Consider the following 14,287-nt stretch of genomic DNA (forward strand, 5'->3'; position numbering starts at 1 on the left):
GGGCGATTCCTATTTATCCATCGGGAAGCCTTCTTCCCGCATTTTGGTGAAAACTTGCTGCCAGCGAGAAAGCCTCTTGCTGTCCCCAACGCGTTTATTGTTTTGATTGCCGGGGAGCCAAAGGCCGGTGTTGTTAAAGGAGTAGACGGGTAATAAATCCATGCGCTGCGTCGCAGGAGAAATTGTGCTGGTCAGACTGTCGAGAACCAAAGGAATCGCCTCAGGGGTGGCGTACCAGGTCAGCACCATGTGTGCGCGGTTTAAACGCAGGGCTTTAACATAGGTGATGCGAAGTTTGTCTTCGGATACGCCCAACTGGCGGAGGGTGAAATATTTGGCGATCGCGTAGTCTTCACAATCTGCCTCACCTTTGCGCAGCGACTCGATAGGGGTTGCCCAGTAATCGACGTTATGCCAGACATCAATGTCTTCGGTATAGCGGATCTTCTCATTAAAAAATTGATTTACAGCGCGTAATTGCGTTTGCTCGTCAGCATTACGTAACTGGAGCAGAAGCTGTTGCCAGGCGCGGATTCGTTGCTGCGCTTCTGGTGTAGCCGGGCCATAAAGCGCATCGGACTTTTGTTGAATATTGGCAAAATCCCAGGCCGCGCGTAGCGAATGGACTGACAGCAATAGCAGCAGCGCCCCGGGGATTTTCCACAGGCGCAGCAGGCGATGGCGTAAGCAGCGGCGGATAATGTTCAATGGCTATGCTGACAACTGCCCGGAGACGGGTTTTTCAGCTTTTCGCAGGACCAAGGGGACAACCACTTTTTACGTAATTGCACGTTGGCCGGCGAAGCAAAAAAATCTTTCAGCGTACTGTTAACAAACGTCACAAACTGCGGATCGTTTTTCCTCATCATAATGGCATAGTGCATCTCATTGCCGATGCTCTCAGAAGAGACGCTGAACAGTTCAGGTTGCTCGCTATGATTAATTAGCGGCCAGGCCAGAATATCATCAACAAAGAAAGCAGCAGATTCATTATGCGCCATCTTCTCAAATGCGCCCTTTATGGTGGTGCTGGTAATCGTTGAAATATTAAGGTGTTGCTCTCTGTTTGCTTTATTAAATTCCAGCAAATCTTTTGAGCTTCCGGTCAGACTCACCGTGCGACCTTTAAGATCGGCAATTGACTGTATATTATTTTTACGTAATGAGATGATGCGCATCTTTGCGGTGTAATAGTTTTCAGAAAACGACACGCTGGAGGTCCGCTCCGGCGCATTGGTATTTACGCCACAGTCCATATCTATTTTACGCGAGTTTAATGCGGAGAAACGTTCGGAAAAATTCACGGGAATATAATGAATGGTTAAATTGTTGAGCTTCAGATACTGGCGCAACTTATCGGCAATCATGTTGCATACCGCGATGGTATAACCCGTGACTTTGCCATTGTGGTCAGTAAAAGAAAATGGCGGCAGCTGGCGATAACCCACGTTGAGCACGCTGCTGCTCTGAATATGATCGAGCGTCGCAGCGTTCTGTTGCGCCATCAGTGCGGGGGAGATGACGAGGCCTGCCAGTAAAAACAGCCATTGCGCCGTACGCTTCACCCTTGTCATCTCACGATTAATTATATTTTTCATAATCAAAACTGATCTTCTTTTTAGCAGACGTTAATGCTTTCAGGTTATCTGACATGGGAATGTTTAAATTAATGGCTTTCGGCGGAATCGGTGACTGAAACCATTTTTTGTACAGCGCAGTAAATTCGTTGCTGATCATCAGGGAAGAGAGCGTGTCATCAACAAATTCTTTAAATTCTTTATCGTGTAACGGTAGTAACAAGCCCGCCGGTAGCGGGGTGCTGAGCGCAATATCGGAAAGTTCATAGTCATCAGGATTAGGCGTTTGCGCGATCATCCCTTTGAGTAAAACCGTACTGGAGATCAGTGCAGAATACTCACCATTCTTCAGTTCATTGAAGGCGGTAATGTTGTTGGTATCGAGTTGAATATTAATATCCAGGTCATTGGCGGCATTCACTTTTTGCAGTTGCTCAACGTATATCGTGCCGCTTTTTACCAGTACGCTATGTCCGGAAAGCTCTGCCAGATTGTCGTTGCTTTCATTTTTACGCATGACGAAGCGGGTGCTTGAAAAATAAAACGGCAGCGAGAACTCGCTAATGCTGTGGCGACTTTTTGAATAAAAGGCCGGGATACACATGATGTCTGCCATGTGATTTTTAATCAGGACAAACTGCGATGCCGAGTTAGCTTTTATCCACTCGACCTTCAGCTTTTTAAGCTGAAGTTTTGTCTTGAGCGCGCTGACGATACTGTTGCAAATATCAATGGAATAGCCGGCAGGTACGTTGCCATTCTGCCAGGAGAAAGGAAACGCATCATCCTGATAACCAAGGGTAATGCTTTTCTTGCTGGCGATCTGCTCCAGCGTGTGTATCGGCAGGGGAGAGCCTGCTAAGCATGGCGTTGCTAACGCTATTAACAGGGCAAAAACCGTCAACATGCGCTTTACCGGGTGAAAGAAGTCAGACATTGCACAGTCCTTCTTCAATGACCTCTTTGGCAAATGCGGAAAGCACTTCACGCTCGCGCAGCGGATAGCTAAAGAAATATCCCTGCACATTCTGGCACTCAATGTCGCGCAGAATGTCACGCTGCTGCGCGGTTTCTACTCCTTCAGCGGTGACCGACATATTGTACTTATGGGCAAACTGAATCAGCATCACAATCAAATACTGACTGGCATTATCTTGCTGAAGCTTGTCGACCAGCGTGCGCGCAATCTTGATGCGGGTAAAAGGATAGATCAGCAGATAATCCAGTGCCGCGTAGCCGGTGCCTAAATCATCCATCGCGATTTCAATGCCCAGAGAGCGGATCTCTTGCAGCACGGGTAAGGCAATCGACTTATCCAGCTTTTCGGATTCGGTAATTTCTATTTCAAGGCGCTGGGCTGAAAGTTGACTAATGCGTAACGCATCTTTGATAACGTCAACCAGCCCCGGACTGTGCAGCTGGTAGGCCGAGATATTGACGGCTACCCTGATACGTTCCGGCCATTTGGCAGCGGCTTCACAGGACTGACGAATAATCCATTCGCCCAAACGGACAATCAGACCGGAGTTCTCGGCGATGTTGATAAAATAATCAGGATAAATCAGACCCTTGGTGGGATGATTCCAGCGTATCAGCGATTCGTAGCCATACACGCTTTCATCTTCCAGATTGATGATTGGCTGGTAATGAAGCTCGAATTCCTTGTTATCAATACCATCGATGATTTCCTGATTAATAAACAGGCTGTGGGTATGCTTCATCACCATGCCGTCTTCGAAGAAATGGAAGCAACCGCGGCCATGATGTTTTGAGGCGTACATGGCAAGGTCGGCATTGATCATCAACGTCGAGGTATTATTGCCCTGATACGGCGCGGTGGTGATACCGATACTGCAGCTGATGGAAAAAGTATGCGTGCTCCAGGTAAATGGGGTGCTCAGCGCACGAATAATCCGCTTCGCCAGCCGATTCGCTTCTTTGATGGCGTTATCGCTGACATGTTGCAGAATGGCGAATTCATCACCGCCCAGACGCGCTGTGATATCGTTAGGTCCCAGCAAGAGCTGCAGGCGCTGGGCAACGCTGATTAACAGCTCATCGCCCGCTTTATGACCAAAGGTGTCGTTTACTGGTTTGAAGTTGTCGAGGTCAATCAACAGCAGGTTAAATGGTTTTTCGTCCTGATGGATTTCACTGACGCGTTTATCTAACGCCTGGCCAAACGAAACGCGGTTGGGCAATCCGGTCAGTGAATCATGATGGGCCATATGCTCCATCTTTTGCGACATTTCATGCATTCGTTGCAGATAGCCGCGTTCTTTCATGGCGACGCGCAATTTTTCAATCGCCCCGGCCAGATGTCCAATCTCATCGTCCTGATCAAGATAGGGCGTTATACAGTCTGTCTCTTCATGGGCGATGCGGGTAAGGGAGTTAATCAGCAGCGGAACCGGACGGAATAAACGGCGCATAAACATCGTGACCAGTGCCAGCGTTACCAGCAAAATCAGGACAAAAATGATACTGCTTTTTTTCAGCATCGCATCGTAGGTGGCGTAGAGATCGCTTTTTTTTCCAATGCTGCTAATCAGGCTACCGAGGATCTCACCTGAAGGCGTCAGAATAGGAACGGCGCTGATAAAGCACTCTTCGCCATTAATTTGGGCGAAGCCAACATAGTAGTTACCCAGCACATCGCGCGGCAGACGGCCGGGGAAAGAGATGATCCCATCACCCTCTTCTGACTTGTTGTTGATGCCAACAAACCCTTTCTCCGGCGTATACAGAAACAACCAGGTGGGGCTATGGGTCTGTACTGATGCCAGTGCCAGAACGTCAACCGGGTTATAACCGGTTTGCATAATAGAGTCGGTGTCACCAATCTGTCTGTCGGAGACAATGCGGGATATCTGCCCTGCATCGCTGGTTTCGACCGAAACGGTGGTATACACGTTGCGGATGATGTAGGTCATAATCTGTGCATTCGCCTCAGCCCGTTGCACCCACTGCTGATAAGAAAAGTTATCTATCAGGCTCCAGTTGGTAAACGCGCCAGCACTAAACGCAATAACGATACCCGCCAGCAAGAATTGCGTTATTTTGCCAGTGATTGAATGTTGCCACCCTTTTATTGCTTTAAGGGAAAACAGAGACTTTGCCACGGATTATGTTAATTCCTGAAAAGATTATTCGGTGCTAAAATTAATTTCTGTTATTACTTGATGGAATATTATTGTTGCAAATAAGTAGATGAAAGATGTGAAACGTAATGACGTAACAAATAACTAACATTGAACCATGGAGAGTAATGACAAAATAACGGTATGCGAATATAGATAACGCTGCTCTTTTCGTCAATAGGAAAAAGTGTACATAAAAATACATTTTCAGAATGCCCCTTTCAGGATATTAATGTTGACATTCATGATGCTTGAGAAGATTTTTTATACGTACTGGTTGGAGGTGTTGGGAAACTGACAAAGGTTTTTTTGTTTTTTACGAAACATCAATGAATTAGCGGTTTTTCGGATAGGCGTTTTAGTGATTTTATCCCCACAGGATGTCCATTTTTGTCTATAAATGGGTATTTATTTCCTGATTTGATATGAATAATATGCTCTCTTCATTATAGAACCTTATTTTATTTTCTCAGTGCGCGGTCAATGTTGACAATTTTGCTATGGTTTATCGGCTGACCCAAAAGGATTTGTTTGTGACATTCGAGTCTGGATTAAAGTCCTATTGGTATAGTGCATAGCGGATAAATTGATTTGGACGCAATAATAAATTCAAACACGATAAAAAACATTCGGGAATGGTGCCTGCCACTTGTCTTACCTGGCCTTTTTTACCCGCTGGCACAATATCTTAACGGTTACAGCGTTCTCAATAATACTATTTTAACAGTTTACGATCTCAAGCTAGCCGTATTTTCTGCCGCATTGGTCTTGTTTGGTTTTCGGGTGTTGCCGGGATTTCTTCTGTTCCTGACGGTCATGTTTGTGGTCGGTCCGCAAAATGAACGGGTAGATGCGTTGTGCCTGATCATCGCGTCGACCTTAAGTTATGCAGCGTACCGCAAATTCACCGGCAGACGCAGCTGCGTTAGCTTTGGTCGCATCAAAATTAGCTTTAATCGCCTGGTTTGGCTTTGTGGCTACAACGTCCTGCTGTATCTGGTGTTCAGCAAACTCTTTGCAATGTTTGTCGCCCACGGACAACGCCCCGATGTGGATAACATTCCGGCGTTGAGTCTGGGCATGCTGGTACGTATTCAGGGGATCATCAACGGTTGCCTGACGGGGATCCCTTTATTTTACAAGATTTACCGCATCATTCGTCGACCGTCTTTCCTGTTGACCTTTCTGCGGGCCATTGCCGAACAGTGTAAAGGCAATATCGGCGTCTACGGCGTTGTGTCCTGGTGCATCTTGCTGTTTTTTCTGATGTTTTTCTTAACATCACCGGATAATTTGGATGTTTTTTTCTCTATCTATAGCCTGATCCTGTTATTCCCGTTGATGTTATGGGGAGCAATCAAGATTGGCCACTTGTTCACAATGCTGGTGTGGACGATCGTATTAATCATCTTAGGCAAACATAACGACAGCTATATCGCCAGCGATGTTAACTTCATGCTGCATCAGGCGCTGGTTTCGACGTTGATCTTTGTCTTTTCACTCACCATTGTGATCATGGGGGTACTGGCAAAATTTACCCGTCAGCGCTTTAACCAGGCGCTGCTGCTGGGGCTGACTGACCCGATGACAGGCATGGCAAATTTACGGGCGCTGAAGACGGAGCTATTTACCACTGAACGCGCGACCGTATGTCTGATACAGATCCCTGAGCTGGAGCTTTTTTCGCGTCGCTATGGTTTTCATTTCCGCGCCCGCTACCAGAAGATCCTTGCTGAGCATTTGCGCAGACATCTGGTGAAAAGCGAGAAAGTCTATTACCACGCGGGTTATGATCTGCTCATCCGGCTGGAAAATGGCACCTGGGAGCGGCTATGCGATCTGTATCAGGCCGCCAACAGTTTTCGTCTCTTTTACAACAACCATCGATTGGGTTTTCGCAGTGGTTTGGGCTATTGCCTGATTAACGATCTGAGTGATGACATTTATCAGCTGGTGGGGAAACTGGGCATGGTGGCGGGTTTATCACTCACCAACGGCAGGCCGGAAAACCTTGAGGCGCAGCATAGCCGGATCCTTGGCAACCACATTGTTGATAAAACAGAAATTCGCACTGCGCTGCAAAATGCGCTGGATAACAATGCGTTTGTCCTGATGGCACAGCCAATAGTTAGTACCCACGGTGAAGCGCCGTATCATGAAATATTGATCCGTATGCTTAATGAACGGGGTGAATTTATTCCACCGAACAGTTTCCTGCCGGTTGCTCATGATGCGGGGCTGGCACCGGATATCGATCTCTGGGTTATCGAAAATACCCTCAAATTTATGCGTAACCACCCGCAGCATTGTTTTTCTATTAACCTGGCACCGGTGACGGTATGTCGTTCAAATATTGTCATGAAGATCACCCAACTCCTGCACGACTACGCGGTGGAGCCACAGCGGATTATTTTTGAAATAACGGAAGCAGATACGTTATCAGACAAAGAACAAACCGTGGAAACGCTACGTTTAATACGTCAGCTGGGATGTCGGGTGGCAATTGATGACTTTGGCACCGGGTTTGCCAGTCATGCGCGCTTGATGAACATCGAAGCAGATATCCTGAAAATAGATGGCTCGTTTATTCGACGGATCACCGAAAGTGAAATTAGTTACTACATCGTTGAGTCATTTTGCCGCGTTGCTGAAATGAAAAAAATGCAGGTGGTCGCTGAATTTGTCGAGAACGCCACTATTCAGGCCTGTCTGGAAAAAATGAATGTGGGCTGGTTACAGGGATATCACATTGGCAAACCTACGCCGCTGTTCACGCTCGAATCACAGGGCGCTAGCTCCTGATGACCAAAAAAAGAGTAATTTCTTCTCAGGTAGAGAATAAAAATCATGAGTGACATTATTAAAGTAAAAAATCGAACGGCGAATACCACTAGTGAGGGACCGCGCGCTCGACTATTGTCCTGGCTGCACAACATCCATCCCGGTGTGGCGATGAAGCTCGGTATGATTTTGGTTGTTTGTATCGCAACGTTGCTGATTGGCGCCTCTTTTATATTATCGTCTTATCTTTCCAGAGAATTGCAGGTCAATGCGCTGGAGATGATTAAAACCAACACGCGGATATTCCACAACAGTATTTCTAACGAGTTTCAGCGTGTGACTCGCGATGCGGAACATTACAGCAATGTTTATATTAATAATTATCAAAACGTTGCCAATAAACCGCTGCGTTATATGGACTCTACTGAATTAAAAGCGGTGCTGAGCAACCCGAATACCAACTCACATTTCACCGAATTAACCAGCGTATTTGCCAGTACGTTTATTCTGCAAGGCGAGCAATTTGTACGTGTCAGCAGTACGTTACTGGCGAGTTCAGGCAATACGGCAACGGCAACAGCACTAGGGCATGATAATCCGGCGTTGCCGCTGCTTTTGAAAAATAAACCCTTTTCCGGTGTGGTCACACTGTTCGGTAAACAGTTTATTAGTCACTACGAACCGATTGCTGACAAATATGGTCAGGTGGTGGGGGCCGTCGCGGTGGGTTTCGACGTCAAACAGAGTTTGCAACCGATCATTCAGCGTTTGTTGAATGTGCATATTGGTAAAGATGGCTACGCCTACGTGCTGGATGCCGGATTTGAACCCGGTCGTATGTTGGTCCATCCCTCGTTGAGCAACCAGCAGGCAATTAATATTACCGATGCCAATGGTTTTAAGCTGTTTGCCGACATGCTCGAACACAAGAATGGCATCACTTACTACAACTGGGTGAGCGGTTATGGCGCATTGCCGAAGACCAAAGTTGCCGTTTATGAATACGTTGAAGGGATTAACTGGATAATCGCCACCACCAACTATGTTGATGATGTCGCCAAGAGCAGCAATCTGGTGCGTAACGGTCTGCTGCTGTTCACCGCGCTGCTGCTGCCCATCATTTTACTGCTGATTGCTGTGGCCAGTCGTTTCCTGATCTCGCGGCGATTAAACCGTGTCCTGGGGATTGCACAAACCATTGCCGAAGGTGACTTAACGGTAGATGTTCAGGTCGATCACCACGATGAGATAGGCGAACTGCTGAGCGCGGTGGAGATGATGCGTCAGCGTCTGCACTCGTTGGTAGGCGGTATGGTTTCTCATGCAAATTCGGTACATCAGGCATCTTTGCATATTACCGAAGCGGTCGATGGGCAGGCATCAACCAGCGTGGAAACCTCATCTTCAGTAGCTGAAATTACCTCCACCATGGAAGAGCTGTCTGCCTCATCGACACAGATAGCCGAACACTCACGGGCGGTTGTGGATATTGCCAACCAGACGCTCGAGGACTGCAATAAAGGCTCCGAGTCGATGTCGCAATTGCTGATGCGTATGACGGATATTGATACCGACAATCAGCAAAACATGCGTGAAATCATGATGCTCGGTAATAAGTCGACGGAAATCAGTCGCGTGATGGTGATCATTAACAGCGTCGCGGATCAGACGAAACTTATCGCCTTTAACGCAGCGCTCGAAGCTGCCAGCGCCGGGGAAGCCGGTAAGCGTTTCTCGGTTGTGGCGGCTGAAATCCGTCGTCTGGCGGATTCGGTGACGGAATCGACGGTTGAAATTGAAAATAAGATCAGCGAGATCCAAAACGCGATTAATCGTCTGGTGCTGAACGCGGAAAAAGGTGGCGAGAGCATTAAAGCGGGCGCAATTGCCTGTAAAGTCAGCGCCGAACACCTGAACGATATTGTTGTGACTGCCGAGCAAACCTCGACGGCAGCGCTGCAAATATCGCTATCAACACAGCAACAGAAAACGGCGAGTAATCAGGTGGTGATGGCGCTGCGTGAGATCGTTGTTGCCAGTAACTATACCTCGCAATCTATCAAAGACATTCTGGTTGTCAGTCAGGATATGACACAACTGTCGAAAGCGCTGAAAGAGGCTTCGTCCTCATTCACACTGACGGAAACAGATGCATGAATAGCAGCAACATTCGGGTGCTGATCCTCGACCTGGGCAGCGCATCGCGTAATGAGCTGGTCAGGCAACTGGAGGATCACCCGCACATTAAGGTGGTGGGGCAAGTAGCCCATCGCAGGCAGGCGATCCGACTATTGCAACAGCTGATGCCTGACCTGCTGATTCTGACGCTGGATATTTCGAGCGTCGATAACGTCGAGATCGTGGAAACGATCATGGCAACCAGCGCAATCCCGATCCTTGTCATGAGATTTTGTCCAGAGAATCAATGGGATGATGACTACATTTCCCGTGGTGCGTTGGCGGTGTTGCACCATAGCAGTGATTCACCACTCTCAACGGATGCTTTGCATCGTAAAGTAGAATTATTGGTCGGTGTGAAAGTTATTCGACATATCAAGGGATTACGCTATCCAGGCGAACCGGTAATCCCCACTGCACGACCGATGATAGACGTTGTAAAAACGCCACAGGACTGGCCCTTTGTGCTGGCGATTGCCTGTTCGACGGGCGGGCCGCAGGCGCTCAGTAAGCTGTTGCAGGATCTACCCGGTACGTTCCCGTGCCCGGTACTTATTGCCCAACATATTGCCGATGGCTTCGCGAAAAATATGGTGCATTGGCTGGATAGCGTGACCGATCTGAAGGTGCGACTGGCGCAGGAGGACGATCGGGTGGAAGCGGGGTATGTGTATATATTGCCGCCGGAGCAGCACCTGATCGTCAAAAGCAACCAGCGTTTAGCGGCGATCCCAAGACAGGAAAGCGACGTTTACCATCCCAGTTGCAACCTGTTGCTGGAGTCGGTGGCTGAGGTGTTTCGCGAAAAAGCCGTCGGACTGATTATGACCGGCATGGGCAGCGATGGCTGCCGCGGCATTGAGCTTATTGTCCGCCGTGGCGGAACAACGCTGGCGCAGGACGAAGAAAGTTCGGTGGTATTCGGTATGAATAAGAACGCGATCGACAAGCAACTAATACACCGCACGATCCCTCTGGATGGTCTTGCTGCGGTACTGCTTTCGATGGCTTGCCACGGGCATGTTGAGAGTAAATTGCCATGATCCCTAATCTTCCTGACTATGCGCGCCTGATCAAAGAGCGGGTCGGTTTGCATTTCGATAACGCCATGGAAGCATTGCTGAAAACGGCGCTGGGTCGGCGAATGGCCGAGCGAAAAATCAATGATTACTATGAATACTATGAACAACTGCGTAGCTCGCAGAATGAGTTTGATAGTTTCATCACGCTGATTACGATTAACGAAACCTATTTTTTCCGTGAAAGCGATACGCTGGATTTAATCTGCGATAAATGGATCCCGCGTCTGTTGCAACAGCGCAGCGGCCCGGTGCGTATTCTGAGTGCCGGATGCTCTTCCGGAGAGGAAGCCTACTCGTTGGCGATCAAGCTGCATGAGAAATACCTCGGCGGGATGGCCCAGCGCATCGAAATTTACGGCTGTGATATTGACCCGGCAATCCTGGCAAAAGCCCGCAACGCCTGCTATTCAAGCTACTCGTTTCGTGGCGTCGACCCGAGTATTCAGCAACGCTACTTCACCCGCTCGGGAAACCTCTACCGGCTGCATGATGAGATCCGTGAGAAGGTCTCCTTCCATCGCACCAACATTATAAAAGAACAGTTACTGCCGGAAGTGGACATCATTTTGCTGCGCAATGTATCCATCTATTTTGATACGCCAACGCGTCGCGAGCTGCACAGTAATTTGCTGAAGATGTTGCAACCGCAGGGAGCCTTATTTTTTGGCAATGCGGAAACGCTGGCTAACAATTTCGACATTCTGAAGCTGGAGCAGGAAGAGGGGATTTTCTATTTTTGCCACCATCGTGAAGCGCCAAAGGCTGCGCCTGTACCCAGAGTTGCGGTGCGCATTCCGCAGCCGAGAACGGTGGTTGAACAGGTTCCTCTGGTGCCCACGGCGCAGCAGAGTAATGACTGGCTGAAGAAAGCACGCGCCAGCCTCGATGAAAAATGTTTTTCTGAAGCTGAAAAGTGTATCGCCTGTGTATTACGTGACGATCCCCGTAATCAGGATGCGCTGCTGATCCAGGGGGTTATTGCCCTCGAGCAGCGTGAATTTTCTCAAACAGCCGGAAACGCACAGCAGATCCTCGCCCAGGATGAGTGGTCGGCAGAGGCCAAAATGCTGCTCGGCCTGGCGATGATGTGGCAACACCAGACCCAGCAGGCCATCGCCTGGTTCAAGCAGGTGGTTTATCAGGAACCCGGCTACTGGCCTGCACACTATTATCTGGCTGAAATGTACCGGCAAAGCGAGTTATACCAGCCTGCTCAACGGACTTATCGTGTGGTGATGCAGTTACTGAACGACGAGATAAACAATCCGTCATCGGTTTGTCGTCTGCGTTTGCCAATGGTATTTCCTGGCAATACGTTTCGTTTCCTGTGTGAACACCAACTGGCGCAATTCGCCCATCAAAGTGGCTAATAAGAGCGATTATGGCTATCGATCTGAAAAAATTCGTTCTGCGCTTTATTGATGAAGGGAGAGGCCATTTGCAGACGATCAGCGAAGGGGCGTTTCTCCTCTCCGCTGATGAACATACCGACGCCTGGATAGGTGAGATGTTTCGCGCTGCGCATACCCTGAAAGGGGGCGCGCGGATGCTGAAGCTGCAAAGCATTGCCGATGTCACGCATCATCTTGAAGATGTATTGAGTGAACTACGTGATAACAAACTGACGCCGGACAGGGCGCTGGGCAATCTGATCCATGAGTCTGTGGAGTACCTTTCTGGTCAGCTTACCCAGCTTTTTGTCAGCGAAGGGGATAATCAGTTGCCACCGGCGGATGCCGGGCTGTGCGAACGCCTTGCCCGCGCCAGTCGGGGAGAGGATATCACGCTGACTGTCGAAACTGCCGGGGCAACAGAAAAACCGGTAGTCCCAGCGCCTGCAACACCTTCCAGCATGGATGCCGGTATTAAGCAGGCGGATTTCGTTCGGGTAAAGCTGAATAAGCTCGATGGCCTGATCGACATTCTGGGGGAGGTGCTCGCCGGACATGATCGCCTGGAACAGCAGATACAAAACCTGAGTCAGCTGGTACCGCGGTTACCGGGATTGAGCGCTGAACAGCTTCGCCAGCAGATCCACGACTTTAGCGCCCAGTTAAAAGAGAGCGTCCAGCTCCAGCATTTGCAGATGTTTGAACTATACGATGTGGCGGCGCGGATCCGTATGCTGCCACTGTCAACGTTGTTTGAACCTATTTCGCTGCAGGTCAGCGAACTGGCTTCCACACTGAATAAGCAGGTGGTGTGCCGCTTTGTTGGCGGAGAAGTGGAAATCGACCGCCAGCTCATTGACCGGCTTTCGGAGTCGCTGACGCATCTACTGCGTAATGCCGTCGATCACGGGATTGGCGAGATCGACGAACGTCTGGCGCTCGGTAAATCCACTCGCGGCACGATTACCATCACTACTCAGCAGGACGGCAGCGGGATATTACTGCGTATCGAAGATGATGGCCGTGGTCTGAACTATGAGGCCATCAGCGCGAAGGCGGTCAGTAAAGGTCTGGTTCCTGCTTCAATGGCCGGGCAGCTCTCCGAGCAGGAATGCAATGAGCTGATTTTTCATCCCGGCTTTTCGACCAGCAAGATCGTCTCCGAGCTTTCTGGTCGCGGCGTTGGTCTTGATGTGGTGCGCAAAACGGTGGTGACAGACCTGCAAGGCGATTTGCAGGTTTATAGCCGTCCGGGAGTCGGAACCAGCTTTAACCTGCGGTTGCCTGTTTCGTTAACCATGATGCGGATTCTGCAATTTGAAGAGCAGGGACACCTGTTTGGACTGGCTGCGCAGTATGTGGTTGAGGTAGTGGAATGCACTGCTCAGGGGATCAGCGATATCGCCGGACGTCCTGCCATTATCTTGCATAACGAGTTTATCCCGGTGGTTTGCGTAGGCAGCTTGCTGGGCATTCATGAACGCCAGAGCAGCTTTTCAACGCCTGGACAGCGATTAATCGTGGTGCAGAACCAGTACAGCAAAATGGCGCTGCAAGTGGATAAGCTCCTCGATGAACGCAAGATGATGATCAAACCGTTACCGAAGCATATGCAACAGCAGTCGCTGGTCTCCGGGATGGTACAAACACCGGATAACCAACTGGTCAGCATCCTGCACGTTCCTGCGCTGATGGCGATGGCGCAACAATCACGGCAAACCAGTACACCAGCGCCCGCCACGAGCGTAACGCAGGATGCATGGCATGTGCTGGTGGTCGATGACTCATTGAATACCCGTGAGATAGAAAAGAACGTGCTGGAAGCGCACGGCTATCAGGTGACACTGGCAGAAGACGGGCTGTCGGGGCTGCAAAAAGCGAAACTGACCCAGTTTGATGCCGTACTGACGGATGTCGAAATGCCGTTTATGGATGGCTTCACCTTCACCAAATCGTTGCGTGGGGAGAAAAACTACCAGCATACGCCAATCATCATCGTGACGTCCCGCGCGAAGGAAGAGGACCGGCGACGGGGGATTCAGGTGGGCGCGGATGCCTATATCGCCAAGGGCGATTTCGAGCAGGACAGTTTGATAAAAACATTAAAAATGCTTTTGTGCTGATGGCGCAAAATCGAG

Annotated in this window: 9 protein-coding genes; 5 read left to right on the forward strand and 4 right to left on the reverse strand. The window is 49.3% G+C overall.

Going from position 1 to position 14,287, the window contains the following annotated elements:
* Positions 1-9: 9 nt before the first annotated feature.
* Genes lapG through OGY18_RS20235 form a run of 4 tightly spaced genes read right to left on the reverse strand, consistent with a single transcriptional unit; the run spans position 10 to position 4,699 of the window.
* Entirely contained in the window at positions 10-702 is a 693-nt protein-coding gene (lapG, locus tag OGY18_RS20220) for a cysteine protease LapG (protein ID WP_032934107.1), read from the reverse strand.
* Between the two features lie 2 nt (positions 703-704).
* The gene (locus OGY18_RS20225; protein ID WP_286547819.1) at positions 705-1,598 is read right to left on the reverse strand and encodes a transporter substrate-binding domain-containing protein; all 894 of its coding nucleotides are present in this window, start codon (positions 1,596-1,598) and stop codon (positions 705-707) included.
* Positions 1,582-2,514: a transporter substrate-binding domain-containing protein gene (locus OGY18_RS20230; protein ID WP_149281310.1), complete on the reverse strand. Its 933-nt coding sequence runs from the start codon at positions 2,512-2,514 to the stop codon at positions 1,582-1,584. Before OGY18_RS20230 ends, OGY18_RS20225 begins: the two co-directional genes overlap by 17 nt.
* A complete protein-coding gene (locus tag OGY18_RS20235; RefSeq protein ID WP_149281311.1) occupies positions 2,507-4,699 on the reverse strand; it encodes a putative bifunctional diguanylate cyclase/phosphodiesterase in 2,193 nt (730 codons plus the stop codon). The genes OGY18_RS20230 and OGY18_RS20235 overlap by 8 nt, the downstream gene beginning before the upstream one ends.
* Before the next feature lie 609 nt (positions 4,700-5,308).
* On the opposite strand from OGY18_RS20235, the gene OGY18_RS20240 reads away from it, so the two are divergent.
* From OGY18_RS20240 to OGY18_RS20260, 5 genes are read left to right on the forward strand one after another with little or no spacing between them, the layout of a single operon-like run.
* Positions 5,309-7,519, forward strand: a complete 2,211-nt coding sequence (locus OGY18_RS20240) for a sensor domain-containing phosphodiesterase (protein ID WP_003825844.1) — start codon at positions 5,309-5,311, stop codon at positions 7,517-7,519.
* A 45-nt stretch (positions 7,520-7,564) separates the two neighbouring features.
* Complete coding sequence (locus OGY18_RS20245; protein ID WP_063940964.1) at positions 7,565-9,655, forward strand: methyl-accepting chemotaxis protein; 2,091 nt, start codon at positions 7,565-7,567, stop codon at positions 9,653-9,655.
* Entirely contained in the window at positions 9,652-10,719 is a 1,068-nt protein-coding gene (locus OGY18_RS20250; RefSeq protein ID WP_003825849.1) for a chemotaxis protein CheB, read from the forward strand. The genes OGY18_RS20245 and OGY18_RS20250 overlap by 4 nt, the downstream gene beginning before the upstream one ends.
* Positions 10,716-12,128 carry a CheR family methyltransferase gene (locus tag OGY18_RS20255; protein ID WP_149281313.1) on the forward strand — a complete coding sequence of 471 codons (1,413 nt, stop codon included), beginning with the start codon at positions 10,716-10,718 and terminating at the stop codon, positions 12,126-12,128. Before OGY18_RS20250 ends, OGY18_RS20255 begins: the two co-directional genes overlap by 4 nt.
* An 11-nt stretch (positions 12,129-12,139) precedes the next feature.
* Positions 12,140-14,272 carry a hybrid sensor histidine kinase/response regulator gene (locus OGY18_RS20260; protein ID WP_063940966.1) on the forward strand — a complete coding sequence of 711 codons (2,133 nt, stop codon included), beginning with the start codon at positions 12,140-12,142 and terminating at the stop codon, positions 14,270-14,272.
* Positions 14,273-14,287 lie beyond the last annotated feature (15 nt).

The organism is Citrobacter sp. Cpo142, from assembly GCF_030332425.1.
Classification (GTDB): domain Bacteria; phylum Pseudomonadota; class Gammaproteobacteria; order Enterobacterales; family Enterobacteriaceae; genus Citrobacter; species Citrobacter portucalensis.

Coding starts and splice junctions, on each gene's coding strand:
- OGY18_RS20225 (WP_286547819.1), bottom strand. CDS start 1,598: ATGAAAAATATAATTAATCGTGAGATGACAAGGGTGAAGCGTACGGCG.
- OGY18_RS20230 (WP_149281310.1), bottom strand. CDS start 2,514: ATGTCTGACTTCTTTCACCCGGTAAAGCGCATGTTGACGGTTTTTGCC.
- OGY18_RS20245 (WP_063940964.1), top strand. CDS start 7,565: ATGAGTGACATTATTAAAGTAAAAAATCGAACGGCGAATACCACTAGT.
- OGY18_RS20250 (WP_003825849.1), top strand. CDS start 9,652: ATGAATAGCAGCAACATTCGGGTGCTGATCCTCGACCTGGGCAGCGCA.
- OGY18_RS20255 (WP_149281313.1), top strand. CDS start 10,716: ATGATCCCTAATCTTCCTGACTATGCGCGCCTGATCAAAGAGCGGGTC.
- OGY18_RS20260 (WP_063940966.1), top strand. CDS start 12,140: ATGGCTATCGATCTGAAAAAATTCGTTCTGCGCTTTATTGATGAAGGG.